The 26,396-nt window shown below is 66.7% G+C and carries 19 protein-coding genes, 1 pseudogene and 1 riboswitch; of the genes and pseudogenes, 13 read left to right on the top strand and 7 right to left on the bottom strand.

The annotated features are described in order from the left end of the window. Positions 1-5: 5 nt before the first annotated feature. The 3 genes from gcvT to speB form a co-directional block, all read right to left on the bottom strand. A complete protein-coding gene (gene gcvT / locus BTO20_RS32725; protein WP_087080181.1) occupies positions 6-1,121 on the bottom strand; it encodes a glycine cleavage system aminomethyltransferase GcvT in 1,116 nt (371 codons plus the stop codon). Further along, positions 1,118-3,904: an aminomethyl-transferring glycine dehydrogenase gene (gene gcvP / locus BTO20_RS32730; protein ID WP_232491294.1), complete on the bottom strand. Its 2,787-nt coding sequence runs from the start codon at positions 3,902-3,904 to the stop codon at positions 1,118-1,120. Before gcvP ends, gcvT begins: the two co-directional genes overlap by 4 nt. Positions 3,905-4,140: 236 nt before the next feature. Continuing rightward, positions 4,141-4,232, bottom strand: a riboswitch (glycine riboswitch). 32 nt (positions 4,233-4,264) lie between these two features. After that, positions 4,265-5,269, bottom strand: coding sequence for an agmatinase (gene speB / locus BTO20_RS32735; protein ID WP_064945759.1), 1,005 nt, complete (start codon positions 5,267-5,269; stop codon positions 4,265-4,267). A gap of 166 nt (positions 5,270-5,435) precedes the next feature. Here speB and BTO20_RS32740 point away from each other — a divergent pair, with 166 nt between their 5' ends. The 5 genes from BTO20_RS32740 (at position 5,436) to BTO20_RS32760 (ending at position 10,519) form a co-directional block, all read left to right on the top strand. Next, entirely contained in the window at positions 5,436-6,647 is a 1,212-nt protein-coding gene (locus BTO20_RS32740) for an FAD-dependent oxidoreductase (protein ID WP_198344151.1), read from the top strand. Between the two features lie 148 nt (positions 6,648-6,795). Beyond that, positions 6,796-7,620: an Abi-alpha family protein gene (locus BTO20_RS32745; RefSeq protein ID WP_198344152.1), complete on the top strand. Its 825-nt coding sequence runs from the start codon at positions 6,796-6,798 to the stop codon at positions 7,618-7,620. Between the two features lie 25 nt (positions 7,621-7,645). After that, positions 7,646-8,968, top strand: a complete 1,323-nt coding sequence (locus BTO20_RS32750) for a DUF445 family protein (protein WP_087080184.1) — start codon at positions 7,646-7,648, stop codon at positions 8,966-8,968. A gap of 101 nt (positions 8,969-9,069) precedes the next feature. Continuing rightward, a complete protein-coding gene (locus BTO20_RS32755; protein ID WP_087080186.1) occupies positions 9,070-9,912 on the top strand; it encodes an oxidoreductase in 843 nt (280 codons plus the stop codon). Further along, positions 9,902-10,519, top strand: coding sequence for a TetR/AcrR family transcriptional regulator (locus BTO20_RS32760; RefSeq protein ID WP_087080188.1), 618 nt, complete (start codon positions 9,902-9,904; stop codon positions 10,517-10,519). Before BTO20_RS32755 ends, BTO20_RS32760 begins: the two co-directional genes overlap by 11 nt. Before the next feature lie 16 nt (positions 10,520-10,535). Here the strand turns inward: BTO20_RS32760 and BTO20_RS32765 are convergent, their stop codons facing one another. Together BTO20_RS32765 and BTO20_RS32770 are read right to left on the bottom strand one after the other, a co-directional pair. After that, positions 10,536-11,693, bottom strand: coding sequence for a PrsW family intramembrane metalloprotease (locus BTO20_RS32765; protein WP_087080190.1), 1,158 nt, complete (start codon positions 11,691-11,693; stop codon positions 10,536-10,538). Beyond that, positions 11,690-12,322, bottom strand: a complete 633-nt coding sequence (locus BTO20_RS32770) for a hypothetical protein (RefSeq protein WP_087080192.1) — start codon at positions 12,320-12,322, stop codon at positions 11,690-11,692. The genes BTO20_RS32765 and BTO20_RS32770 overlap by 4 nt, the downstream gene beginning before the upstream one ends. A 224-nt stretch (positions 12,323-12,546) precedes the next feature. On the opposite strand from BTO20_RS32770, the gene BTO20_RS32775 reads away from it, so the two are divergent. The 7 genes from BTO20_RS32775 (at position 12,547) to BTO20_RS32805 (ending at position 17,923) form a co-directional block, all read left to right on the top strand. After that, positions 12,547-13,284 (top strand): cutinase family protein, encoded by a 738-nt coding sequence (locus BTO20_RS32775; protein WP_087082999.1) that lies wholly within the window; start codon positions 12,547-12,549, stop codon positions 13,282-13,284. A gap of 123 nt (positions 13,285-13,407) precedes the next feature. Then, on the top strand, positions 13,408-14,112 hold the full coding sequence (locus tag BTO20_RS32780; protein WP_087080194.1) for a FadR/GntR family transcriptional regulator: 705 nt from the start codon (positions 13,408-13,410) through the stop codon (positions 14,110-14,112). Positions 14,113-14,213: 101 nt separating this feature from the next. Beyond that, positions 14,214-15,707, top strand: coding sequence for an amino acid permease (locus BTO20_RS32785; RefSeq protein ID WP_087080197.1), 1,494 nt, complete (start codon positions 14,214-14,216; stop codon positions 15,705-15,707). A gap of 25 nt (positions 15,708-15,732) precedes the next feature. Further along, positions 15,733-15,933, top strand: coding sequence for a hypothetical protein (locus BTO20_RS32790; protein ID WP_087080199.1), 201 nt, complete (start codon positions 15,733-15,735; stop codon positions 15,931-15,933). 9 nt (positions 15,934-15,942) lie between these two features. Continuing rightward, on the top strand, positions 15,943-16,671 hold the full coding sequence (locus BTO20_RS32795; protein ID WP_087080201.1) for an oxygen-binding di-iron domain-containing protein: 729 nt from the start codon (positions 15,943-15,945) through the stop codon (positions 16,669-16,671). Between the two features lie 34 nt (positions 16,672-16,705). Next, positions 16,706-17,254 carry a hypothetical protein gene (locus BTO20_RS32800; RefSeq protein WP_198344153.1) on the top strand — a complete coding sequence of 183 codons (549 nt, stop codon included), beginning with the start codon at positions 16,706-16,708 and terminating at the stop codon, positions 17,252-17,254. A 45-nt stretch (positions 17,255-17,299) separates the two neighbouring features. Continuing rightward, complete coding sequence (locus tag BTO20_RS32805; RefSeq protein WP_087080203.1) at positions 17,300-17,923, top strand: TIGR03085 family metal-binding protein; 624 nt, start codon at positions 17,300-17,302, stop codon at positions 17,921-17,923. Here the strand turns inward: BTO20_RS32805 and BTO20_RS32810 are convergent. Beyond that, positions 17,920-19,506 carry a DUF222 domain-containing protein gene (locus tag BTO20_RS32810; protein WP_232490923.1) on the bottom strand — a complete coding sequence of 529 codons (1,587 nt, stop codon included), beginning with the start codon at positions 19,504-19,506 and terminating at the stop codon, positions 17,920-17,922. The two genes, BTO20_RS32805 and BTO20_RS32810, sit on opposite strands and share 4 nt — an antisense overlap. Then, positions 19,431-19,937: pseudogene (locus tag BTO20_RS40790) on the bottom strand (DUF222 domain-containing protein); the annotation flags it as partial. The pseudogene BTO20_RS40790 and the gene BTO20_RS32810, both read right to left, overlap by 76 nt. A gap of 210 nt (positions 19,938-20,147) precedes the next feature. Between BTO20_RS40790 and BTO20_RS32815 the strand changes: the two are divergent. After that, a complete protein-coding gene (locus BTO20_RS32815; RefSeq protein ID WP_087080205.1) occupies positions 20,148-26,381 on the top strand; it encodes a BTAD domain-containing putative transcriptional regulator in 6,234 nt (2,077 codons plus the stop codon). Positions 26,382-26,396 lie beyond the last annotated feature (15 nt).

The following is a 26,396-nucleotide window of genomic DNA, read 5'->3' on the forward strand; positions in this document are numbered from 1 at the left end:
CCTTTTCAGTTGCGGCGGTAGAACGGCGCCGGGGTGACTTCGAACTGCTCTTTGTTGCCGCGGATGTCGACCTGCAGAACCGTTCCCGGTTCGGCGAGCGACGTGTCCAGGTAGGCCAGAGCGATCGGGTATCCGAGGGTGGGCGACAGCGCGCCGGAGGTGACGGTGCCGACCGCGGCCCCTTCGGGACCGTGATGGACGGTGTAGCCGGCCCGGGCCGCGCGCCGGGTCGAGCCCTTCAGCCCCACCAGCACCCGCTGCACGGTCTGCCCGGAAAGCTGCTGCAGTGCATCGCGTCCCACAAATTCCTTGCCCAGGCGAACGACCTTGCCGAGCCCCGCCTCGTAGGGGTTGGTGGCCTTGTCGAGTTCGTGCCCGTAGAGCGCCATTCCGGCTTCCAGCCGCAGCGTGTCGCGGCACGCGAGACCTGCGGGTGACCCGCCGGCGGCAGTGGTGACCGCCAGCAGGGACCGCCACAGGGCAACGGCATGCGCGTTGGGCACGTAGAGTTCGAAGCCGTCCTCCCCCGTGTAACCCGTGCGGGCCAGCAGCACATCGATGTCGCCCACGGTGGCCTCGGTAACCGCGTAGTACTTGAGATCTCGCACCGTCTCGCGCTGATTCTCAGGCACCAGCGAACTCACGATGGCTTCGGACGCGGGGCCCTGCACGGCGATCAGTGCGGTATCGGTGGATTGGTCGTCCACCTGGGCGTCGAATTCGGCTGCCCGGCTGCGCAGTTCGCCCGCCACCGTGGGGGCGTTCGCGGCGTTGGCGACGACCAGGAAGTGCTCGTCGGCGAGCCGGTACACCACCAGATCGTCGATGACGCCGCCGTCGGCGTCGCACATCAGCGAGTACTTGGCGCGTCCGACGGCGATCTTGGAGGCCTCGCCGACCAGCGCGAAATCGAGCGTCGCGGCGGATTGTGGTCCGGTGATCGAGATTTCACCCATGTGGGAGAGGTCGAACAGGCCTGCGGTCTCCCGCACCGCGCGGTGCTCGGCCAGTTCGCTGCCGTACTTCAGTGGCATCGCCCATCCCGCGAAGTCGGTGAAACTGGCGCCCAGTTCCCGGTGTTCGTCGATCAGCGGCGAAGCCGGGGTGTGGTCGTCGGTCATACGAGAGCCTCCTGCAGGTTCGGTTCGGTCTGGAACGCCTCGGGTGCTGGGCACGAGCAGGCGAGGTTGCGGTCACCGTGCACGCCGTCGATGCGGCGGACCGGCGGCCAGTATTTGTTGAGTCGCAGGGAGGCAACGGGATACGCCGCGTACTGCCTGCTGTAGGGCAACGTCCATTCGGCGTCGGTGACCTGTTCAGCGGTGTGGGGTGCTTGCCGCAGTGGGCTCTGTTCCAGCGCCCACTCTCCTGAGTCGACCCGGCTGATCTCGTCGTGGATGCCGATCATGGCCGCGATGAACCGGTCCAGCTCGGCCAGATCCTCCGATTCTGTGGGTTCCACCATCAGGGTGCCGTTGACCGGGAACGACAGGGTCGGCGCGTGGAAACCGTAGTCGATCAACCGTTTTGCGACGTCCTCGGCCGTCACCCCGGTGCGTTTGGTGATCTCGCGCAGGTCCAGGATGCACTCGTGCGCGACCAAACCGGACTCCCCGGTGTAGAGGACCGGGTACCGGTCGGCCAGCGACGCAGCCAGATAGTTGGCGGCCAGCACCGCGGTCTTGGTCGCGGCCGTCAGCCCGTCGGGCCCCATCAGCGCCAGGTAAGCCCAGGTGATCGGAAGGATGCCCGCAGACCCGTAATTCGCGGCCGACACCGGGGCCGGACCGTCGACGGACAGCGGATCGCCCGGCAGGAACGGCGCCAGGTGTGCCCGCACCGCGACCGGTCCGACGCCCGGGCCCCCACCCCCGTGCGGGATGCAGAACGTCTTGTGCAGGTTCAGGTGTGACACGTCGCCGCCGAACTCACCCGGTTTGGCCAGGCCGACAAGGGCATTCAGGTTGGCTCCGTCGACGTACACCTGGCCGCCCGCGCTGTGCACGAGATCGCACACCGTGCGCACCTCGGTCTCGTACACGCCGTGGGTCGACGGGTAGGTCAGCATGATGGCCGCGACGCGCCCGCCGTGGTCGGACAGCTTCGCCTGCAGGTCCTCCACATCGATGTTGCCGTTGGGTGCGGTCTTGACCACCACCACGCGCATGCCGGCCAGAACCGCTGACGCGGCGTTGGTGCCGTGCGCGGATTGCGGGATGAGGCAGACGTCGCGCTCGACGTCTCCGCGGGACCGGTGGTAGGCGTTGATGGCCAGCAGGCCCGCGAGCTCGCCCTGCGATCCGGCGTTGGGCTGCAATGAAACCCGGTCATAGCCGGTGATCTCGGCCAGCCAGTCCTCAAGGTTGCCGATCAACTCCCGATAGCCGCTGGTCTGCGCGGCCGGGGCGTACGGATGGATACCAGCGAACCCGGGCCAGCTGATGGGTTCCATCTCGGCGGCGGCGTTGAGCTTCATGGTGCACGAACCCAGCGGGATCATCGTGCGGTCCAGCGCGAGGTCCTTGTCCGAGAGTTCCCGCAGGAAGCGCAACATGGCGGTCTCGGAACGGTGCCGGTGAAACACCGGATGGGTCAGGTAATCCGACGTGCGGAGCAGGTCTGCGGGCAACGCGACGCCGCCGCCCACCGCGACAGGGACGGCACCGAACACGTCGAGCACGCGCCGCACGATGTCGTCGGTGGTGCGCTCGTCGCAGGAGATGCCGACGTGGTCGGCATCGACCAGACGCAGGTTGATTCCGGCGCGGTCGGCGGCGTCGACGATGTCGTGGGCACCGCCGGGGACCCGCACCATCACGGTGTCGAAGAACCGGTCGTGGACCATCTCGCGGCCCGCGAACCGCAGCCCCTCGGCCAGCGCGGCGGCATGACCGTGCACGCGGGTTGCGATGGCGCGCAACCCTTCCGGACCGTGGTAGGCGGCGTACATGGCGGCGACGTTGGCCAGCAGCGCCTGCGCGGTGCAGATGTTGCTGGTCGCCTTGTCCCGGCGGATGTGCTGTTCGCGGGTTTGCAGTGCGAGGCGGTAGGCGGGCTTGCCGTCCACGTCGACGGAGACGCCGACCAACCGCCCCGGCAGCATGCGCTCCAGTCCCGAGCGCACCGACATGTACCCGGCGTGCGGGCCACCGAAGAACAGCGGCACACCGAACCGCTGCGCCGAGCCGACGGCGATGTCGGCACCTTGCTCGCCGGGTGCCGTGATGAGTGTCAGCGACAGCAGATCGGCAGCGACCGTGGTGAGCATGCCGCGGTCGGCGGCCGCAGCGATCAGCGGGGCGTGGTTGCGTACGACGCCGCTGGCGCCGGGCGATTGGAAGACGACGCCGAACGCGTCAGCGTCGGGCAATGCCCGCGTCAGGTCGGCGACCTCCACCTCGATGCCCACCGACTCGGCCCGCCCGCGCACCACCGCGAGCGTCTGGGGCAGGCAATCTGCGTCGAGCACAACACGATTGGACTTCGAGGTCTTGTTGGCCCGGCGCATCAGCAGCACGGCCTCCATGACCGCGGTGGCCTCGTCGAGCAGTGATGCACCGGCCACCGGCAGTGCCGTGAGGTCCTCGATGACCGTCTGGAAGGTCAGCAGCGCTTCGAGCCTGCCCTGGGAGATCTCCGGTTGGTACGGCGTGTACGCGGTGTACCAGGCAGGCGATTCCAGCATGTTGCGGCGCAGGACGGCGGGGGTGATGGTGTCGTGGTAGCCGAGACCGATCATCTGCACCCGCGTCTGGTTGCGGTCCGCCAGCGCCCGCAGCGCATCGAGCACCTGCTCCTCGGACCGCGCCGCGGGCAGCCGCAACCCGTCGATACTGCGGATCTGGGAGGGTACGGCCGCGTCGATCAATGCATCGACGGACGGATAGCCGAGCACGTCGAGCATGCGGGCTTGGCCGGTGCGGTCGGGGCCGATGTGGCGATCGCGAAAAACACTGTCGCCGTTGACAAATTCAGAAAGCTCAGGCACGAGGTGACTCCGGTTTCGGGGCGCCGCGATGACGCGACGTATCGGGTGGTGACACCTCCCCGCTCTGTCCTGAAACCTGAGAGTTTTAGCGCTGCCGCGCTGTTCCCCTTCGGTAAGCGAGATCCAGGGATCGCGCTGTTCTCCAGAGTTGCCTCGACACTGCGGTATTGGGCCTGAGAGATTCCCGGGGAGGAGTTGCTCCTACGGCGCCTCCGAACAACGGAGGTTCTCCCACAGTGCGTCAACGACGTTTTCAGTTGTGTGATGCATGCTACGTCATGGACGGGCGGTTGTCGCAACCTCTCCGTTGACGGGCAGGTTGGTGCGGGCTCCGGCGACCATCAGCGACACGATGTCGAAGACCAGCGTCGCCGCCGCGACGCAGGTGATCTCGGCGTGATCGTAGGCCGGAGCCACCTCGACGACGTCGGCGCCGACGATGTTGAGGCCGGTCATCTTTCGCAGCATCTTGAGCAGCTCCCGCGAGGTCAGGCCACCCATTTCAGGGGTGCCGGTGCCCGGGGCGAAGGCTGGGTCCAACACGTCGATGTCGATGGACAGATACACCGGGACGTCGGCGACCCGCCGGCGCACCACGTCCACGGCCGCGTCGACGCCGATCACGTCGAGGTCGCCGGCCCGGATGATCTTGAAACCCATCCTGGCGTCGTCGTCGAGGTCCATCTGGTCGTAGATCGGCCCGCGGATGCCGACGTGGATGGAGTGGTCCTCGATGAGCAACCCTTCCTCGAACGCGCGCCGAAAGATGGTGCCGTGGGTGACCGGGGCGTTGAAATAGGTGTCCCAGGTGTCCAGGTGTGCGTCGAAGTGAACCAGCGCGACGGGCCCGTGTTTGGCATGCAGCGCACGAAGATTGGGCAGCGCGATGGTGTGGTCACCACCGATCGACACGATGCGGCGGTCGCCGCCGGCGAGGATGTCGGAGGCGTGGTCCTGGATCTGGCGGCACGCCTCGTCGATGTTGTACGGCGTGACCGCGACGTCACCGGCATCAACCACCTGGACGTGTTCGAGGGGAGCGACACCGAGTTCGACGTGGTAGCCGGGGCGAAGCGCGCGGGCCGCGGTGCGCACCGCGAGCGGGCCGAACCGTGCTCCCGGGCGGTAGGAGGTTCCGCCGTCGAACGGCACGCCGAGGATCGCGATGTCGTAATCGGACACCTCGTGGATGTCGGCGATCCGGGCGAAGGTGCCCTTGCCCGCATACCGCGGAACCTGCGTGGCGGGCACAGCGCCGATGATGCCGTTTCGCGTGGTCATCTGTGGTTTCCAGCCTTTCGAATCGCCGGGTGTTCGACTGCCAGCATCGACCCCGACGACCATCGATGGCGAGCAGATAATGCCCAAACCCCCGCCGGCGTCTTTGAGCGATCGCACAATCGCCCTGTCGTTCTGTGCCGGCGGTTTTCGTGGTTGGCTGGGTGTCGTGACCGACAGCACGACGTGCGCCATCGTGGGTGGCGGCCCGGCCGGCATGATGCTCGGCCTGATCCTGGCCCGATGCGGGGTCGATGTGACGGTGCTGGAGAAGCACGCCGACTTCCTGCGGGATTTCCGCGGCGACACCGTCCACCCCAGCACCATGCGCCTGCTGGACGAACTGGGCCTGCTGCAGAAGTTCGACCAAATCCCTTACAGCAAGGTCGAAAAGGGCGACTTCACCGTCGACGGACAAGCCATCACCATGGTCGACTTCCGGCGGCTGCGGCAACCGCATCCTTATGTCGCGATGGTGCCGCAGTGGGATTTTCTCGACCTGCTCGCCGACGCCGGCAAATCCGAACCGCATTTCACACTGCGGATGCAAACGGAGGTCACCGGACTGCTGCGCGACGGGGACCGGATCACCGGCGTCCGTTACGAGAGCCCGGACGGTCCCGGCGAGTTACGTGCCGACCTCACCGTCGGTTGCGACGGACGCTGGTCGGTCACCCGCCGGGAATCCGGCCTGTCGGTCCGCGAGTACCCGGTGCCGTTCGACGTCTGGTGGCTGCGGGTGCCGCGCACCAACGACGGTGACTATTCACTCATCCCGCGCACCGCACCCGGCAAGGCGCTGATCATGATCCCGCGCCGGGGGTACTTCCAGATCGCCTACCTGATCCCGAAAGGCAGTGACACCGGCCTGCGGTCCCGCGGCCTGGACCGCTTCAAAAGTGAGCTCGCCGAGCTGATCCCCGAGTCCGACGTGGATTCGCTCAATTCGTGGGACGACGTCAAATTTCTCGATGTCCGGCTCAACCGCCTGCACACCTGGCATCGCGACGGACTGCTGTGCATCGGCGACGCCGCACACGCCATGTCTCCGGCAGGCGGCGTCGGCGTCAATGTCGCGATCCAGGATGCGGTTGCGGCGTCCCGGTTGCTGCACGCACCCCTGCGCGAGCACCGCCTCACCGAAACCAATCTGGCCGCGGTGCAGCGCCAACGCACCGTGCCCACCGTCGTCACCCAGGGTTTTCAGCGGATCGTGCACCGGCAGGTGCTGGCGCCTGCCATGGCGGGCAAGGAGATCATCCCGCCGCCGGCACTGCGGAACCTGCTGCACCGGCTACCCCGGTTGGCTACCGTGCCGGGCTACATCATCGGCACCGGAGTGCGCCCCGAACACGTCCCGACCATCGCCCGCCGCCGCTGAAGGTCGCCGAACGAGTGTGAGTTTGCGCCCACTGGCGCACCGCGGTCCCCCGACCAGGTACCGTGCGCACATCTCGATGCCGTAGATCTAAGGTCGATCGGTACTGAACTGCGGACACATCTGGTACCGGGGAGGCGGTCGATCAGCGATGTCACAGGAATTGTCGAAGGCGGATTCCAGCACGCCAGTCACCTCCGACTCGCCGAAGAAACGGCGGGCCCTTCAGCGCCGCGGATTCAAGCTGTCCACGCCGGTGGGTGAGATCGCGTTTGCCATCCGCACGCCGAAGTACCAGGCGCCTGTGCCCAAGTGGTTCGACCCATTCGGCATCGCCGGCCGGGCGACCGACGCCGCCAAGGTCGGTATGCAACTCGCCAGCTGGGGCGAAGAGCAGCTGATGACCCTGCTGCGGGACCGGCTCGACGCGGTCGAGACGACGCCCAAGACACCGCAGTCGGCGGTGCCCGACGAGCCGACGACCGAATCGTTGCACTCGAAGATGGGCCGGCTGCTGGAGCGGGCGCTCGACCAGAGCACCAGCGGCAGCCAGGTCGAGCTGTACCACCGGCTGCTCAACCAGCTCGTCGCCGACGAAGCCCGCATCATCGGCGCGCTGTCCGACGGCGCGGCCTCGCCTCTGGTCAACGTCCGGTCCTGGACCCGCTCGCGGACCCCCGGACAGGCCGTGCTGGAGAACGCGTGCCTGATCGGCCGCACCGCCAACGTGGCACTGCCCGGCATGGTGCCGCAGTACGTCGGGCATCTGCTCTCGTTGGGCTTGGTGGAGACCGGGCCCGAGGACCCGGGCATGAAGAGCGACTACGAGGTGCTGATGGCCGAGCCGGCAGTGCTCGCGGCGATGAAGACAGCGACGCGCGGTCCGTTGACGGCACGCGTGGAGCGACTCACGCTGAGCCTGTCGAGCCTGGGCATGGGGTTGTGGGAGGCCGCTATGGCGCAGGACGGTCGGTGAGCGAGGAGCCGGAGGCGGATCGCGCATGAGCAGCACCAGCGAGACGATCCTCGCCATCCAGAACTGGCAGGAGATCAAGGCCGACTTCGGCGCCAACTGGTTCATCTATCTCTCCATGCCCTTCGTGGCCGCCTTCGTGGGGTGGAGCACCAAGATCGTGGCGCTGGAGATGCTCTACCGACCCCTGGCCTTCGTCGGCATCGGCCCGATCGGCTGGCAGGGCATCGTGCCGCGCCGCGCAGGCAAGGTGGGGTCCAAGACCATCGAGTTGCTCACGCAGAACCTGCTCAAACCCGAGGAACTACTCGAGAAGGTCGACGCCAGGGAGGCTGTCGAGAACCTGCGCGAGCCGCTGACCCAGGCGGTCGACGAGATCTCCCGCGAACTCGCCGAGCAGATCCGTCCGGGGTTGTGGGATTCACTTCCCGACGCGGCCCGCCGAACCATTCAGGCCCGCATCCACGAGCAGACCCCAAAGGTCGTCGAGAAGATGCTGGGCGAGATGCGGGCCGACCTGCCCCGCTTCGTCGACGTGCAGTTCCTCGCGGTCACCACGCTGGTGCGCAACAAGGAGAAGCTCAACAAGCTGATGCGCGGGCTCGGCGACAACGCCATGGCGTTCGTCCGGCGCAGCGGCATCTACTTCGGCCTGGGCATCGGCTTGGTGCAGATGGTGGCGTGGGCGCTGTTCCAGAACCCGTGGATCATGCCGGCGTTCGGCTTCGGCGTCGGCTTCATCAGCGACTACATCGCACTGAACATGCTGTTCCGGCCGGTCCAGCCGACCAAGTATCTGGGCTTCATCCCGTTCCAGGGCTTGCTGCACGCACAACGCGACACCATCACCAAGGACTACGCCAGGATCCTGTCCGAGGATCTGTTCTCGCCGGAGATCCTGTTCGACGGCATCCTGCGCGGTCCGGGCGCCGACAAGCTGTTCGCGCTCGTCGGCAAGGAGGTCGAAGCCGCCATCGACGCGCAGACCGGTATCGCCACACCCCTGGTGAAGCTCGCCATCGGGACCCAGCGGTACAACGCGCTCAAGGACAACCTGGTGCAGATGGTGCTCGAGCGGCTGCCCACCACACTGCGCGACGCGCAGGACTACGCGATGAGCGCGCTGGACCTCGAGCAGACCATCGTCGACAAGATGGGTCAGCTCACCAACGAGGAGTACGAATCGATCCTGCGGCCGGTCTTCAAGGACGACGAGCCGACGATGATCGCGGTCGGCGCGATCCTCGGTGGCCTCGTCGGTGAGATTCAGGTGCAGATCATCGAGCATTTCGGCCGGACACCCGAGACCGCCGCGATGGTCGATGTGGTGCGCACCGCGCTGCATCACTGAATCGCAGGAATAACCATCCCGACTCGTCCGTTGCATCGACCGTTCCGTCAAAACTAAACTGATCGTACAGTTCAGTTGAGTCCGAAAAGGCAGGTCACAACATGAGCGTTTGGTTCATCACCGGAGCATCCCGCGGTTTCGGCTTGGAGATCGCCCGCGAGGCCCTCACCCGCGGTCACGACGTGGTCGCCACGGCACGCGATGCCGCCACCATCACCGCGGCCCTGCCCGACGCGGGCGAGCATCTGCTGGCCGTGACGCTCGACGTCACCGACGAGGCACAGGCCCGCGACGCCGTTCAAGCCGCGGTCGAGCGGTTCGGCCGCATCGACGTGCTGATCAACAACGCGGGCCGGGGCCTGCTGGGCGCCGTCGAAGAAGCCACCGATGCCGAAATTCGCGCGGTCTACGACACCAACGTCTTCGGCCTGCTCACCGTCACCCGCGCGGTGGCCCCGGTACTGCGCGGACAGCGCTCCGGCACCATCGCCAACATCTCCTCGGTCGGCGGATTCGTCGGCTCGCCCGGCTGGGGCGTGTACGCCTCCACCAAGTTCGCTGTCGAGGCGCTGTCGGAGGCGCTGCATGCCGAGCTCAAACCGCTGGGCGTGCACGCGATGGTGATCGAGCCCGGATACTTCCGCACCGACTTCCTCGACTCGTCGAGCCTGCAGACCCAGCAGCGGACCATCGACGACTACACCGACGGGCCGGCCGGGCAGATGCGCGTCGTCGCCGGTGAGCGCAACCACGATCAGCCAGGCGATCCGGTGAAGGCCGCCAACGCCATCATCGACGTCGTGGAGTCCCCGCAGCCGCCACTGCGCCTGCAGCTGGGCCGCGACACCATCGCGGCGGTCGAGGCCAAGATCGCCCACGTGCAATCCGAGATGAACCAGTGGCGCGCCGTCGCCGAGTCCACCGACCACGACGATGTCGCCTGACACCCACGGCGCAGGTGAGCACGCCTTCGTCCGCCCCACCGGCGCGCGCAGCGACCGCATCCACCAGGCCGTCCTGAACGCGACCGCCGATCTGCTCGACACGGGCGGCTTTCCCGCCACCACGGTCGACGCGATCGCGGCGCGGTCAGGCGCCAGCAAGGCCACCATCTACAAGCACTGGCCATCGCGCACCGCGGTGGCTGCCGAAGCGTTCGGGACGATGATGGCCCAAGCCCTGCCACTGCCCGACACCGGAAGTACCGCAGGAGATCTCACCGAACAGGTGATGCGGGTGTCGGCCTTCTACGCCAGTGCACGCGGCGAGGTGTTCGCTCAGTTACTCGCCGCGTGCGTCGACGATCCCGTCGGCGCAACATATTTCCGCGAGTACTTCCTCGACGGCAGGCGTGCGGCCATCACCACCCTGTGGCAGCGCGGCGTGGCACGCGGCGACGCCGACCCGGGCCTGGCGATCGACGACGTCATCGACATTTTGTTCGGGCCTTTGATCTTCCGGCGCATGACCGGTCACTACGCGCTCACCGAACAACATGCGCGCCAGCTGGCGAAGACCGCGCTGCGTGGGCTGCTCGGCCCGTCGGCCTGACATCACCCGCGTCGCGTCACCACCGCGACGGCGCGCCGCTGCGGATGCGGGCGATCTCCGACCGCGCGAACTGGACCGCCGGAGTATCGGCACCGCGGGAACGGGCCAGTTCCTGCGCCAGATCGTAGCCGGCCTGCAGAACCTGCCGCGCCGTACGCCGAACGGATTTGGGACGCAAGGACTTCCGATAGCGCCGCCGGGTTCTGCGGTTGCCCGCGATGGCGTCGAGCTCGGCCTCCGCCAACACTCCCGACGCCACCTCGGGCGCCAGCACACTGCGCAGCAGCGCCCGCTCCCGCGGCACGGTCAGCACATAGACCCGGAAGAAGATGACCAGCGTCACCAGCAGGATGGCCGCCCAGAGCACGATCAGCAGCAGGCTGCTGCCACCGACCAGGCTTCCGGCCGAGTCCCAAAGACCATGCAGCACAGGCGCCGACACCATGAGCAGCAGCCCGCGGCCCACCCTGCGGGGTTCGGCGGGGCGGCCCAACACATAGATGAGCCCGGCGCAGAAGATCGCTGTGTAGGCGAAATGGCCACCCACGCCGGTCAGCATGCGCAGCACCATGACGACGGCCATCCCGTCCTGATCGCGCAACGCGTACAACATGTCTTCGAGCAACTGGAATCCCAGACCGATGACCAGGCCGATGATGAATCCGTCGAACGCGGTCCGCACGATGCGCGGTGCCAGCACAATGAGCAGCACCAGCCCGGCACCCTTGGCGAGTTCCTCGGTGACGGGCGCCGACAACCCGGCAGCCCAGTCCAACGACCAGCGCTGGCCGAACTGCTTGGCGTACAAGTCCCCGATGGCTGTGTTGGCGACGGCCGCCATCGCCCAGGTCGCGGCGAAGGCACCCCACACGAAGGCCGTGATCAGCAGCTTGACCGGCAGCTCGGTGTAGCGGTCGGCGCGCTGGGCCAGGAACCAGATGACCGCGCCGTAGATCGCGAAGACGACGGCCGCGGTCAGCACCGAGTGCGAGTTGAAACTGCCCACGGAATCGGCGAACTGGCCGAGCCCGACGAGGACCAGCAGCACGTATACCCAGAAAGCCAGGTTGCGCGGTTGGATGAACACGAAGCGGCGCCCCCATCCGGACGCGTCGATCGCTGAGATCCGCGCGGCGACAAGGGAATCCATCTGGGCCGTTTCCGGTGCGGTCATCGGCCCACCTGCACGTCCCGCCGGATGCTGGTGATCATCCGGTTGGCTGTGTCACGGTCACTGTTGGTGGCCAGCAGCGGCTCGATCGCGACGGCCTTCACCGCGAAACCGTCGATGACGAACGCCGCCAACACCTTGTGCGCCACCGGATCCGTGAGGTCGACGGTTCTCCCCTGCACTCCCTGATCCGTGGTCACCGGGGCCCGGGCACTCGTCGTCGCCTCGGCACCGTCGGGCTCGGCCCTGCGCACGCGCTCCTCGAGCTGAGCCAGCGCGGCATCGGCGTCGCCCTTGAACGGCACCACCCCGACGGACAGCGACGCGTCCCCGTTGACCACGGTCGCGGTGCTCGGATAACCGCTTGCGGGCTCGTTGCCGCGGCGCACGCCGTCGGTGATGCCCCAGCCCGGCTCGGGCACGAACGTCACACCGTCGGCCAGTTCCATGATGTCGCCGGGCGCCACCTGCTCGGTGTAGGTGAACGACGAATTCACCGCAGGCGCAACCACAGTCATCACGATCGCAAGGCACAGGACAGCCAGGGCCGGCGGGATGGTCCGGCGGTCGAGGCCGCACCAGCGCCGGTCGGCGGGTACCCACCGTTCGTCGGGCTCGTAAACGGGCAGCATGTGCGCAGATTACCGGCGTCCTCGCCGCCCGGGCCGACATCCGCGGCGCTAACGCTCGCCGCGCCTTCGGCAATCCCGAAACACGCACTTTCATCACGTGGCGTACATCACTTGACGTCCACGGAATCGCAGCTCAGGTCTCCCACTTGTAGCAGTTAGTTGCCACTGAAGACACCGTAGCCGTGGCAAACGGACCGAGATGGGAGTGGCACGTGATCACCAGAATGGCGCAGTCCACGATTTACACCGTGCTCGCGTTGGCAGCTATCGTCGTCGGCTCGCTCGCCGGCCCGGTCGCGACCGCCAACGCGGCCGACGATGCATGTGCGAACGTCGAGGTCGTGTTCGCCCGCGGCACGTTCGAAGCACCCGGTGTCGGCGCGACGGGGCAGGCCTTCGTCGACGCCCTCACCGACCGGCTGCCGGGAAAGACCGTCGACGTGTACGCGGTGAACTACCCGGCATCCCTGGATTTCGGCCAGGCGGTTGACGGAATCGCCGACGCCAGCAACAGGATTCAGTCGATCGCGGCGAACTGCCCGGCGACCAAGATCGTGCTGGGCGGGTACTCGCAGGGCGCCGCGGTGGCCGGCTACACCACATCGGCTTCCGTTCCCGCCGGATTCGTCCTGCCCGCCAGCATTTCAGGTCCGATGCCGCCGGCCGTCGCCTCCCACGTCGCCGCCGTGGCCCTGTTCGGTACGCCCGACGACTGGTTCCTGCACCTGGCCGACCGCGACGCACCGTCTATCGCCATCGGGCCGCTCTACTCCGGCAAGACCATTCAGCTCTGCGCGACGGGTGACCCGGTGTGCTACCCGGGCGGCTTGAACCGGTCGGCGCACAGCTCCTACAAGGACAACGGGATGGCCATCCAGGCAGCCGATTTCGCGGCCCGCCAGTTGGGCGCCTCCGCTCCCGCAGCGACCGTGGTGCAGACCGCGGGTGACGCCGGAAGCTAACAGAACCCCGGGCCGACGGCCGGAAGCAGGTCCGCATTGGACCGCTTCCGGCCGTCGCTCTTTTCGGGGACACCGGCCTCGCGGACGTTGACAGTCCTCACAGCTGACGGGCACGCTAGTTTCATGAATCTGCCCGATAGCTGGACAGATCGGCCGGCCGCCGTCGTGCGGCGCAACGCCGCCGAAACAGTGTTCGACGACCTGTGCTCGGCCATCGAGAACGGCGACCTGCCGCTCGGGGTGAAACTGCCGCCCGAGGCCGCGCTGGCCGCGCGCTACGGAGTCAGCCGCTCGGTGATCCGGGAGGCGCTGCGCTCCTGCCAAACACTCGGCTTGACCGAGACCAAGACCGGTTCGGGCACCACCGTGATCTCGACCCATGCGGCCGCCCCACGGTATGGCCGGTTCTCGGCGCGCGACCTCGTAGAGGCCAGGCCCTACATCGAGGTACCGGCCGCCGGCTGGGCGGCACGCCGCCGCACCGATGAAGAACTGGCAGCTCTGACGAAGATTGTCGACGCCATGAGTGCCGAAACCGATCCGGCACGGTGGGTCAAGATGGACACCGATTTCCACCTCGGCATCGCCCGAGCCTCGGGCAACGAGGTGTTCGCGACGGTGGTCGGGGCCATCCGCGGCGCGCTGTCGATCCAGTCGCGGCTACTCAACGCGAGCATCCACGAACGACGCACCGCATCCGATCGCGAACACCGCCGCATCCTCGAGGCCATCACCGCCGGGGACTTCGCCGACGCCTCCGACAGCATGCGGCAACACCTGGATCGGGTCGAGGACGCGGTCAACAAGCTGACCTCCATGACCCCATGAGGCCCTGAACCGAAGTTCACCTCCTTGACGGAAAAACGTGACCGGTGTCACACTCGTTCGATCAAGCTGTCTGACAGCCGCACAGCCGAGATTGGACTCCGATGACCGCGCAGTCTCCGCAAGCCCAACCCGCCACCGCCCCGTCGCCGAACCTCACCAAGGAAGACGCCGGCTATCACAAGGGCCTCAAGCCGCGCCAGCTGCAGATGATCGCCATCGGCGGCGCCATCGGCACCGGCCTGTTCCTCGGCGCAGGTGGCCGCCTGGCCTCGGCCGGCCCCGGACTGTTCCTGGTGTACGCCGTCTGCGGCATCTTCGTGTTCCTGATCCTGCGGGCACTCGGTGAGCTGGTCCTGCACCGGCCGTCGTCGGGATCGTTCGTGTCCTATGCCCGCGAGTTCTACGGCGAGAAGGCGGCATACGCCGTCGGCTGGCTGTACTTCCTGAACTGGGCGATGACGGCCATCGTGGACACCACGGCCATCGCCACCTACTTCCACTACTGGAAGACCTTCAACGTCATTCCGCAGTGGCTGCTGGCGTTCCTCGCGCTGGCGATCGTGCTGTCGGTCAACCTCATCTCGGTCAAGATGTTCGGCGAGATGGAGTTCTGGGCCGCGCTGATCAAGGTGCTGGCGCTCATGACGTTCCTCGTCGTCGGCACGATCTTCCTCGCCGGCCGCTATCAGGTCGATGGCCACAGCACCGGCCTGAGCATCATCGCGCAACACGGCGGATTGTTCCCCACGGGTGCGCTACCCCTGCTGATCGTCACGTCCGGCGTGGTATTCGCCTATGCCGCAGTCGAATTGGTCGGCACCGCGGCTGGCGAGACCGCCGAACCGGAGAAGATCATGCCGCGCGCCATCAACTCCGTGGTGGCCCGCATCGCAATCTTCTACGTCGGATCGGTGGTCCTGTTGGCGCTGCTGCTGCCCTACACCGCCTACGACAAGCACCAGAGCCCGTTCGTCACGTTCTTCTCCAAGATCGGCTTCGCCGGAGCCGGCGACATCATGAACATCGTGGTGCTCACCGCGGCGTTCTCCAGCCTCAACGCCGGGCTGTACTCGACAGGCCGCATCCTGCGGTCGATGGCGATGAACGGCAGCGCACCGAAGTTCACCGCCAGGATGTCGCGCAACGGCGTGCCGTACGGCGGCATCGTACTGACGTGCGTGATCTGCCTTTTCGGTGTGGTCCTCAATGCTTTCGAGCCCGGTGAGGCGTTCGAGATCGTGCTCAACATGGCGGCGCTCGGCATCATCGCGTCGTGGGGCACGATCGTGCTGTGCCAGCTGCGACTGGTGAAGATGTCCGACGCAGGCATCATGAAACGGCCCAACTTCCGGATGCCGTTCACGCCGTACAGCGGCTACGCGACCCTGCTGTTCCTCGTCGCCGTGCTGGTACTGATGGCCTTCGACGCTCCGATCGGCACCTGGACCGTCGGGACGCTCGTCGTCCTCATCCCGATGCTCATCGGCGGCTGGTACCTGGTGCGCGGCCGCGTAATGGAGGCCGCGGGCGAACGTATGGGCTATACCGGCGAATTCCCGGTGGTGGCGAACCGTCCGGTGGATCCTGAAGAGTAAGAACCGGACAGGACGAGGTGAATCGATGACCCGCAGCCATCCCCATACCCGTAACCGTTACGCCGCTCGCCCGCCGCTGTACGGGATGGTGATGGTGTTCCTCGCGATGGCGATCGTGGCCGTCACCGCGTATTACCACCTCGGCTGGTGGTCGATCATCGGCTACGCCATCGCCGCGGTGACTGCGGTCGCCGGGTTTGCACTCGCGTTCCGCGACTTCTCCTGACTCGCGGCGATGAGCGACTCCACAGCAGCCCAGGTTGACGAGATCGCACCGGACATCTACCGGATCTCCACGTGGGTTCCCGGCATCACCGAGCACGGCTTCACCTTCAACCAGTTCCTGTTGACCGGCGACCAGCCTTTCCTGTTCCACACCGGCATGCGGTACCTGTTTCCGTCGGTGTCCGAGGCGATCAAACGCGTCCTGCCACTTGACCGACTGCGCTGGATCTCCTTCGGTCACTTGGAAGCCGACGAATGCGGTGCGATGAACCAGATGCTGGCCGCCGCCCCGAACGCCGAGGTGATCCACGGCCCGTTGGCCATCATGCTGTCGCTGGCCGACATGTGCGACCGGCCGCCGGTCGCCGCACCGGAGGGTGCACACGACATCGGCGGCCACCGGCTGAGATTCATCCCGACGCCGCACGTGCCACACAATTGGGAAGCGGGCCTTTGGTTCGACGAAACCACCTCAACGCTGTTGGCGGGTGATCTCTTCACCCACACCGGGCAATGCCCGGCACTGACCGAATCCGATTGCGTGGCACCGGCACTGGAAGCCGAGGGGCTGTTTCACGCCACCGGCCTGACCACCAACCTGGGTCCTACCCTGGCCCAACTGGCCGAGCTGAATCCGACGACTATGGCGATCATGCACGGCTCATCGCACAGCGGCGACGGCGCAGCCCAGCTGCGGGCCCTCGCCGACGGATATGCGGCAATGGTCGGCGCGTCATAACCCACCGGCGCGGCCGGCTGCATAGCCTTGTCGCGTGACGGCTCGGCCACTGCTGGGTGCCCTGCTGACCGCCGGGGCCTTACTCACCGCGTGCCACTCGAGCATCGAGGGCTCGCCCGTCACCAGCCCGCCCTCGCTGACCGAGCCCACCTTCCCCACTCCCCGGCCGAGTCGGTCGAGTCCCACGCCGTCCCCCAGCACCACAACGCCACCGGCGACCACCACCTCGCAAGCCCCACCCGGTGCCGCCGCGCTCGAACCGACCAACGGCTACGTCTTCATCCAGACCAAATCCGGTAAGACGCGCTGCCAGATCTCCAGCCGGGAAGTCGGTTGCGAATCGGACTTCACAAACTCACCGATCGTCGACGGCGCGCCCGCCAACGGAGTCCGAGTCAGTACCGGCGGTCAAATCCATTGGGTTCTTGGCAATCTCGGCGATATCCCGGCAGTGACGCTCGACTACCGCCCGTATCGGGCACTCGGTTGGACCGTCGACGCCGGCAGCGACGGCACCCGGTTCACCAACGATGCGACTGGTCACGGCATGGTTGTCGCGGTGCAGGGTGTGGAGAGCTTCTAGAGTCGTGGGTATGACTTCCAGCGAGGAACCGAAGGCGGATCGCGCATGACAGCAGCGAAGCGCGAGCGCGCGGCGCTCGTTCAAACCATGCGTGCGGCCGGTCCGGACGCCCCCACACTGTGTGAGGGCTGGAACGCCCGCGACCTGGCCGCCCACCTGGTGGTGCGGGAACGTCGGCTCGACGCCGCGCCCGGCATCCTGGTTCCGCAGCTCGCCGGCTACACCGCCAAGGTGCAGGAACAGGTCACCGCAGGCACCGACTGGGCCGAGCTGGTGGACAAGATCGCCGCCGGCCCACCGCTGTACTCACCGTTCTTCCTGCTCGACCCGTTGGTGAACGTCGGTGAGATGTTCATTCACAACGAAGATGTCCGGCGTGCCCAACCCGGCTGGAAGCCAAGGGAACTCGACGATGCCACCGTCAGCGCACTGGCCCGGATGGTCTCCAACATGGCCAGGATGACGATGTCGAAGTCTCCGGCCCGCGTCACACTGACCACGCCCGAGGGCAAGACACTGACCACCATCGGCCGCGGCCCAGAGGTCACCGTCACCGGTGCTCCCGGTGAGCTGTTGATGTTCGCGGCGGGCCGCGAACAGGCCGACGTGACGTTCTCCGGCGACGACGTTGCCGTCGCCGCGTTGCGCTCCGCCCGCCGCGGCCTCTAGGGGTCGTCCGGCCCGTCCCGGTTGCGGGGTCGTTGTGTGGCGTGGGCGGTGTGGTTGCCGGCGTCTCGGCCGCCCATAGCCTGGGGTGCCGCATTGTCCGGCTGGGCGAGATCTTCTGGTGCGTCATCATTATTGGAGGCGGGGTCGGCATCGCCTGTCTCGTCCGCATTCGCGGGGCACACTTCTTCAGGTCCGGAGGTGAGCACTTCAGGCCACGGGTCGGGCTCGGCGGGTGCTTGGTCGCCCGTCACGGCGTCGTCGTCAGTGCCCTCGCCGCCGATGATCTGGGTTGCCTCGGCGCCTGGTTGGGCGGGATCTTCTGGTGCGTCATCGTTATCGGAGTCAGTCCCGGTATCGCCGGTGTCTTGCGTGTTCGTGGGGCGCAGTTCTTCAGGCCCTGAGGTGACCACTTCAGGCCACGGGTCGGCCTCGGCGGGTGCTTGGTCGCCTGTCACGGCGTCGTCGTCAGTGTCCTCGCCGCCGATCTGAGGTGTCTCTTGGTCCCGTGCCTCATCACGATTGGACGCTGGGCCGGTATCGCCGGTTTCGTCTGGGTTCCGGTGGCATGGTTCTTCCTCCGGCGGGGCGGCCTCGGCGGGCTGTCCGTCGGCGTCCGCACCGGTGCCCTCGCCGACGGCGTCTGTGTTGGGGTGGAAGAGGTCTTCGGGGTGCCAGTAGTGGTTGAGGCGGTCTTGGCCGGTGTCGAGCAGCGGTGGGGGGATCCATTCCACGCGGCCGTCGTCGCGCACGTGGGTGGTCCAGCCCTGTTCGCTGACCAGGCGGTTGTCTTTGGGGCAGGCCAGGGTCAGGTCGGTGATGTCGGTCTGCCCGCCTTGGGCGTAGTCCCTCTCGGCGTGGTGGCCTTGGCAGCGATCCGGCGGGTGCGAGCATCCGGGTTTGGTGCAGCCGCCGTCGCGGGCGTGCAGGGCCAGGCGTTGCCCGACCGAGGCCAGCCGCTTGGCGCGCCCCAGATACAACGGCACTTCCTTGTGGTTGGCGAACACCGCCAGGTACTGCCGGGCGCGTGCCGCCATGTGAATCACCTGCGGGATCGACAAGCGGATCCCGCTGCCGGTGGTGGCCACCCCGGATAACGATTCCAATTCTCGAACCGTGGTCGAGATCACGACGGATACCGGTAATCCGTTGTGTTGGCCCAATTTTCCCGAGGCCAGCAGCGCGCGCCCCATGGCCAGGAACGCGTCGTGGGTGCGTTGCGCGGCGGTACGCGTATCCGCGGCGATGGCCTCGGCGCTGGGCGTGCCATCGACACATGGATGTTCATCGGCGCGGTTGCACATGCCCGGGGCGGAGAGTTTGGCCAGCATCGGCGCCAAGGTGGCCGCGGTTTCGGCGTCGAGGTAGCCGAAGATCTTGCTCGTCCCGTCGAGGCGTTGCGGGGAGATGACGATCCCGCGACGCCGCTCCTGGACAGACTCCTGAGGTTCGGGCCGTCCTGGTTGAGCAGATAGGCGATGCGTTCGGCGCAGCGCCGCAGGATGTCCGGGGAGTTGCCGGCGCCGATGCGGGCCAAATCCGTGTCGATCTCGGTGTGGGTCGACGCGTCCAGTGGTACCGGGCATTTGTCGAAGAACTTCTTGATGACCGCGACATGCTCGGTGTTGATCTGGCCGGCGGCTTGGGCGGTGGCGGTGGCCGGCAGCACCGGGGGCAGGGGTTCGCCCGACACCGCGGTGCGCGGGCCGAGCAGGGCTGCCTCGGTGACGCGGCGTTTAGCTTCCGTCGGGCTGATCCGCAGCCGGATCGCCAACGCGTCGGCCCAGCTTTTCGCGCCGATCTCACGCGCGGTGACCCGTGTTTGTGCTTCGGCGAGCAACCGGTGATCGACCGTGGGGGCGCGGCGGGCCTGGGTTTCACGGCGGGACGCCAGCTCCAAGAGCTCGGGCAGGCTCAGCGCGTCGAAGTTCAACCCCGCCAGCTTGTCGCACACCGCGTCGTACTCGTCGAACGCCGCCAGGACCGCGTCCCGGTCCACCACGGTGTTCGCAAGCATGTTCGAATTCTAGCGCGATCCACCGACCCACGAACCGGTTATCCACAACCCGCACTTCATCCACAGGCCTTATGGCGCAATGCAATTGCGCGACAGACGATCGTGCGACAATGCCCGTCGCAAAAGGGCTCACTCACTACCCTTTACTCGATCTTGACCACATGTTGAATCGCCACACCGACGATCTCCCATGTGAGTACGCTTCCATCGGTGGAACTGGAGGTTTTGGGACCTCTCCAGGTCCGGAAGGACGGTGCGCCCGTCGTCATACCGGGCGCAAAGCCGCGCGCGATACTCACGATGCTCGGGCTGCACGGTGGTTCGGTCGTCCCCGCCACGACGCTGGTCGAGTTGCTGTGGGGCGATGCCCCACCACGCACCGCCGCCAAAGCCCTGCAGACCCACATCTCGTCGTTGCGGCATGCTCTCGGCGACGGATTCGTCTTGACCGAGGGAACCGGATGGCGCCTGAGCACCACCGAAGTTGATGCCTCACGCTACAAGCGAGCAGTCGGGCTCGGTCGTGCCGCAGCAGCCGCCGGTGACGCCAGCGGTGCAGTGGCTCGGTTCGGCGAGGCTGTGGCCTTGTGGCGGGGAGTTCCCGAGCTTCCCGACGGCCGGCGCGGAGCGTCCGAGAAGACGCGCTGGGTCGAGGGCCACGCCGCACTGATCGAAGATCGGGCCGACGCGCTGCTGATGACTGGCAGAGCGGCGGAAATCATCGGTGAGCTTGAGGCCTCGGTGGCGGACGCACCGCTGCGCGAAAGACGTTGGGGCCAGCTGATGCTCGCCCTGTACCGTGCCGGCCGGCAGGGTGAGGCGCTGGGCGCGTACCGACGCGCCCGCACGCTGCTGGCCGATGAGTTGGGAATAGATCCCGGACCCGAGCTTCGACGCCTCGAGGCCGCGATCGTCGCGCAGGACGACACACTGGACCTCCCTGCGGCGCAACATGTTCCCGCTGTAACACGCGCGGTGACCTTCCTGCTCACCGACATCGAGGGGTCGACCTCCGCCTGGGAGGCAGATGCCGACGCCATGGCCGTCGCGCTCGCTCGCCACGACGAGATCGTCGAGCAGGTCATCACATCCCGAGGCGGTCGCCTGATCAAGACGCGCGGGGAGGGCGATGCGACATTCTCGGTCTTCGACCGCCCTTCGGCAGCCGCCGCTGCCGCCATCGAGCTGCAAGACGCGATCCTCCAGGAGCCGTGGGCGCTGGCCGAACCCATGCGTATCCGAATCGCCTTGCACACCGGCGAGGCAGAACTCCGCGACGGCGACTATTTCGGTCGATCGGTCAACCGCGCCGCCCGGCTACGGTCCCTGGCCACGGGTGGGCAGACCCTGTGCTCGGGTGCGACCGCCGAACTCGTGATCGATTCCCTCTCCGACGACGTTGCACTCGTGGATCTGGGGACGCGACAACTGAAGAATCTGGCACGCCCCGAGCACGTTTACGAACTTCGCCTCGACACCAACGACAACGCATCGCCCCCAAGCACTCCCCCGATCGCGCGACCCGAATTGCCCGCCGTACTCACCGGATCCGGCCCCTTCGTCGGGCGCGAGTCTGAGCTCAGTCATCTCACGTCCGCCTGGCAAGCCACGCTCAGCGGCGGCACCCGAGCAGTGCTGATCGCCGGCGAGCCTGGTGTCGGCAAGACTCGGCTGGCCGGCGAATGGTCCTCTCGGGCATACGAGAAAGGTGCTGTCGTGCTGTACGGCCGGTGCGATGAGGACCTCGGCGCGCCGTACCAACCATTCGCGGAATCGCTACGCACTCTTGTGCCGTGCGTTGGGGGCAGCCGGTTGCGGGCCATGCGCGGCGTCGAAGCGCTGCTGCCCTTGATTCCTGGATTGCTCGATGCGTTGCCCGACCTTGTCGCACCCGCCCGAGCCGACCCGGACACCGAACGCTACGCGCTGTTCGACGCTGTCGTCGCGCTCCTGGAAGTCGCGTCTGCGACCGCACCCGTCGTGCTGGTTCTCGACGACCTGCACTGGGCCGCCAAATCCACCTTGCTGCTGCTGCGACACGTCCTGCGGTTCGGCGACCACGCCCGCGTACAGCTCGTCGGCACATACCGCAGCACAGATCTCGACCGGTCGCACCCGCTCGCGGCCATGCTTGCCGACCTCCATCGCGCCGGCACAGCCGACCGCGTTCAGCTCAGCGGCCTGGGCACCGACGACGTGACCGCGTACGTCGCCGAAGCCGGTTACGACGACGAAGAACTGGGCCGGGCTTTGGCGTCGGTCACCGGCGGCAATCCGTTCTTTCTCATCGAAGCGCTGCGGCACGTCGGTGAAAGCGGTGGCCGCTGGGACTCGAGCACCCTGCCCCAGGGGGTGCGAGAAGCCGTGAGCCGCAGGCTCTCCCGGCTTTCCGCGGAGACCAACAAGGCGCTTTCGGCAGCCGCGGTTGTTGGCAGCCGGTTTGCCGTGGACCTGGTCGAGCGGGTGCTTGACCAGGAGCTCGTCGATGCGTTCGACGAAGCGTGCACGGCGGGCATCATCATCGAAGAGCCTGGCGGCTGCTACCGGTTCAATCACGCCATCGTCCGGCAGTCACTGTTGGCCGAGCTGGCGTCCGTGCGGCGCATGCGACTGCACCAGCGCATCGCCACCACACTGGAGAACACGCCCGGCATCGACGACGAGCGGTTGGCCGAACTGGCGCATCATTACTTCGAATGTGCCTGGGCCGGAAATGCAGTCAAGGCCGTCGAATACTGCCGACGTGCAGCCGACCAAGCGATGACCCGACTTGCCTACGAAGGCGCCGCAGAACTCTATGACCAAGCCCTGCATGCACTCGAAGAACTCGACGACGAGTTGCCCGACCGCGACGACCAACGCGCCGAACTACTGGTCGCACGGTGCGAAGCACTGTTGGCCTCGGGTGACGTCGCGTCGGCGGCAAGCGCCGTCGCCCAACTCCAGGAAGCGACCCAGCATTCAGCACGCCTCGCGGCGTGGGCGACGTGCTTCGACGGACAACTCTCGATGCTAATCCATCCCGAGCGACTCGACGATCTCGAACTCGCGTTGGACAAAGCCGCCCAGCGATTGGCCGAATTGAACGATGGCGCAGGGGAAGCCAAGGCACACACCGTGCGCGCGCAATGTCTCGCCCGGCTCGGTCGGATCGCCGACTGCGAAACCGCCTTGGACCATGCGCTTTCCGCTGCCCGCCGCGCACGAGAACACCGCAGGGTGAACAACGTGTTGGCCGGAGCACCCCTTGCGGCTCTCTGGGGACCCAATCCGGTTCCGCGCGCAGGCGGGCGCTGCCTTGATGTGGTGCGCCTGTTGCGAATCACCGCCGATTCGCCTGCGGTGGAGGCGACGTCGACGCGGTGTCAGGCCGTACTGGAGGCATATCGCGGCCGGGCCGGTGCCGCACGACGCATGATCGACTCGGCCCGCCGAACGGTCACCGGACTTGGTTTGCGACATGGGCTCCTCGAGGTCGAGCACTTCGCCGGCATCGTCGAGCTCATTCTCGACGATCCGGACGCGGCCGAACAGCATTTGCGTCTGGCTTACAACGGCTTTCGCCGGATGGGCCTTGACGCCGATACAGCCGAGACGGCCGCCCTGTTGGGGCGCGCGTGCATGCTCCTGAGCCGCGACGACGAAGCCGACGAACTATGCGCCGAGAGTGAGCGCCTCGCAGGCCATGCACTGAAGGCCTCGATTGCGTGGCGCGTCCTCAAGGCACAGCTGCTGTCACGAGGCAAAGATCACGCTGAGGCACGGCGGCTCGCCGAGGAGGCTGTGGCCCTGGCCGAGCGCACCGACGCGCTGGTCGATCACGGCGATGCATGTTTGGTGCTCGCAATAGTGCTGGGTGCCGCAGGCGATCCCTCCGGGATGCAGTCCGCTGCCGAAGGAGCTGCAGCCCTGTACGAGCAGAAGGAGGCTGTAGCCCTTGTCGAGAAGGCACGTCGCCTTGTCGGCGAGAGCGTCCGGACCACTACGCCGGCGCTACCTGAGCCAGCGAGCGGCGAGCTCGATAGCTCATGTGTGCGAGCAGGCGAGCGCGTGTTGGCGGCTGTCGACCGAGGGGCGTGGGCCGAATTCGAGCAACTGTTCGCAGCTGCGGCCACTGCAGAAAGTTGTCGCAAGATCGTCGGTTTCGCGCCGGTCGACATGCCGTCTGACTGGGTGCACCAGAACAGACTCAACCTCGAGACCGGCGGCATGCGGGTCACCGCGACGGTGATCGCTGTTCGAGGGGAGCGCCTTGCCCTTTCACGATTGAGAGTGGGCACCGCCGACATGAGCGCTGGGGCACCCGAGGACGAGCTTCTCCAGATATATGGCATCGACGACGCCGGCCGAATCGCTCTGCAGATATGGTTCGACCTCGACGACTTCGATGCTGCCATCGCGGAACTGGACGCTCGTTACCTTGCCGGGGAAGCCGCCCCGCACGCGCACACGTGGTCCGTCATCGCTGACGCCTATGTCACTCTCAATCGGCGCGAGCTTCCCGCGGTGACGCCGGACTGGGTGGACATCGATCACCGACAGGTGCTCACGGTCGACACGGGCGAATTGGGAGTGTCGCTCAACGCATTGTGGGACATCACGTCGCAAGCCACCATCTATGTCGAAGCAGTACATCGACTCACTGAAATCGGCGCAGTCACAACTCACGTGTCATCAGCGACCTCGAACGAAGGGTTCGACGCCGAATGGCGAGACATCGCCTTGTTGACGGTCGATGGCGACCGGATGAGTCGCGCTGAAGCTTTCGGCGAGGCGGATCTGGCCCTCGCGGTCGCAAAACTAGAAGAGCTCAGCGCCCCGAGGGCGCGACTGGAAAACGCGGCAACTCGTGCGTACGAGCGCATGAAGGACTGCTACTCCAGCGGCAACTGGGCCGCACTGACCGAGGTACTAGCTGAGGGCATATCCAATGACGACCGTCGCCTGGTGGTCAACGCGGGTGTCCAACGTGGGCGTGATGCCGTGATCAGCGAGATATCTGGCATCGCCGGGGTTGGAGTAACGACTTGGACGGCGGACACTATCGCGGTCCGTGGCGATCGCATCGTTCTCAATCGTGCACGAGCATCGAGCGGCGAACTACCGGAGGCGTTCCACACCGATGTGCTCGACGTGGTCGAAACCGACGCCGACGGACAAGTTGTGGCACGCGTCGTTTTCGATCCCGACGACATCGACGCGGCTCTCGCCGAACTCGACGCCCGCTACCTTGCTGGTGAGGCGGCGCCGTTCGCGCGGACCTGGTCGGTAATCGTGGCTGCATACGCCGCATTCAACCGCCGCGAGACTGCCCCGACGACACCTGGCTGGGTGAACATCGACAACCGTCGAGGAGCAGGTTTCCAGCCTGGCGACATGATCAGTTATATCCAAGCCGCATGGGATGACTCACCTGACACCAAGATCCACATCGTGGCGGTGCACCGGTTGACCGACCACGGCGCAGTGGTCACCCATGTCGCGCAAGGGGTCTCGCAGGACGGCTTCCACGCCGAGTGGAAGGACACCCACATTCTGCTGGTCGACGGCGAAATGGTCAGCCGCTGTGAACTATTCGACGAGGCAGACCTCGACGCTGCGCTGGCCCGGTTCGAGGAGCTGCACCCGACGGCCGGGCGTCTACATAACACCGCAAGCGACATGTACGAGCGCTTCCACAAGTGTTTCGCTGCACCGGATCTGGCCGCGATCGAGGCGATGCTGGCCGAGAGCTTCTACGGTGACGATCGCCGGCACCTCGTAGGCTCCGGAATTCGGATTGGTCGGGATGCCGCACTTCAGGACGCCTGCGCGATCGCCGGCCTCGGCATCAGGGTCGCCGCGGCGACGGTCATCGCGACGCGGGGTGAGCGCCTCATGCTCAGGCGCTCGCGTTACGTGGGGCAACCGTCCGCCGCGATTGACGTCTACGTGCTCGAAGTCGTCGAGCTGGATACCGACGAGCGAATCGCCGCGGTGGTCACCTTTGATCCCGACGGCATCGAGGCCGCCCTAGCCGAGCTCGATGCGCGCTATCTCGCCGGCGAAGGCGCCGCCCACGCGCGCACCTGGTCGGCCATCACGGCGGGCTACGCCGCGTTCAACAGGCATGAGCTGCCGGCGACCACGCTCGATTGGGAGAACGTCGACCGCAGGCGCGCGATCGCCTTCGCTCCTGGCGAGCAGACCTCTTACATCCAAGCCACCTGGGATGTCACACCCGGCGCCAGGGCCCATGCCGAAACCATCCATCGCCTGAACAAGTGCGGTGCGCTCGTCACACAGGCGGTGCACGGGACGTCGCCGGAGGGCTTCGACGCCGAATGGCGTGAGATCGCGCTCCTCACGCTCGCCGGCGACCTGATCAACCGCTGCGAACTGTTCGACGAGGCCGACCTCGCCGCTGCTTTGGCACGGTTCGAGGAGCTCACATCGGCGGGTTGAGATGCCCGATACGCT

The organism is Mycobacterium dioxanotrophicus, from assembly GCF_002157835.1.
Classification (GTDB): domain Bacteria; phylum Actinomycetota; class Actinomycetes; order Mycobacteriales; family Mycobacteriaceae; genus Mycobacterium; species Mycobacterium dioxanotrophicus.

Bases quoted from the DNA above. Each gene is read 5' to 3' on its own strand.
- gcvT (WP_087080181.1), bottom strand. From the start codon at position 1,121: ATGACCGACGACCACACCCCGGCTTCGCCGCTGATCGACGAACACCGG.
- gcvP (WP_232491294.1), bottom strand. From the start codon at position 3,904: ATGCTCGACGTGCTCGGCTATCCGTCCGTCGATGCATTGATCGACGCG.
- speB (WP_064945759.1), bottom strand. From the start codon at position 5,269: ATGACCACGCGAAACGGCATCATCGGCGCTGTGCCCGCCACGCAGGTT.
- BTO20_RS32745 (WP_198344152.1), top strand. From the start codon at position 6,796: ATGTCACAGGAATTGTCGAAGGCGGATTCCAGCACGCCAGTCACCTCC.
- BTO20_RS32750 (WP_087080184.1), top strand. From the start codon at position 7,646: ATGAGCAGCACCAGCGAGACGATCCTCGCCATCCAGAACTGGCAGGAG.
- BTO20_RS32755 (WP_087080186.1), top strand. From the start codon at position 9,070: ATGAGCGTTTGGTTCATCACCGGAGCATCCCGCGGTTTCGGCTTGGAG.
- BTO20_RS32760 (WP_087080188.1), top strand. From the start codon at position 9,902: ATGTCGCCTGACACCCACGGCGCAGGTGAGCACGCCTTCGTCCGCCCC.
- BTO20_RS32765 (WP_087080190.1), bottom strand. From the start codon at position 11,693: ATGACCGCACCGGAAACGGCCCAGATGGATTCCCTTGTCGCCGCGCGG.
- BTO20_RS32770 (WP_087080192.1), bottom strand. From the start codon at position 12,322: ATGCTGCCCGTTTACGAGCCCGACGAACGGTGGGTACCCGCCGACCGG.
- BTO20_RS32775 (WP_087082999.1), top strand. From the start codon at position 12,547: ATGGCGCAGTCCACGATTTACACCGTGCTCGCGTTGGCAGCTATCGTC.
- BTO20_RS32780 (WP_087080194.1), top strand. From the start codon at position 13,408: ATGAATCTGCCCGATAGCTGGACAGATCGGCCGGCCGCCGTCGTGCGG.
- BTO20_RS32785 (WP_087080197.1), top strand. From the start codon at position 14,214: ATGACCGCGCAGTCTCCGCAAGCCCAACCCGCCACCGCCCCGTCGCCG.
- BTO20_RS32790 (WP_087080199.1), top strand. From the start codon at position 15,733: ATGACCCGCAGCCATCCCCATACCCGTAACCGTTACGCCGCTCGCCCG.
- BTO20_RS32795 (WP_087080201.1), top strand. From the start codon at position 15,943: ATGAGCGACTCCACAGCAGCCCAGGTTGACGAGATCGCACCGGACATC.
- BTO20_RS32805 (WP_087080203.1), top strand. From the start codon at position 17,300: ATGACAGCAGCGAAGCGCGAGCGCGCGGCGCTCGTTCAAACCATGCGT.
- BTO20_RS32810 (WP_232490923.1), bottom strand. From the start codon at position 19,506: ATGCCCGGTACCACTGGACGCGTCGACCCACACCGAGATCGACACGGA.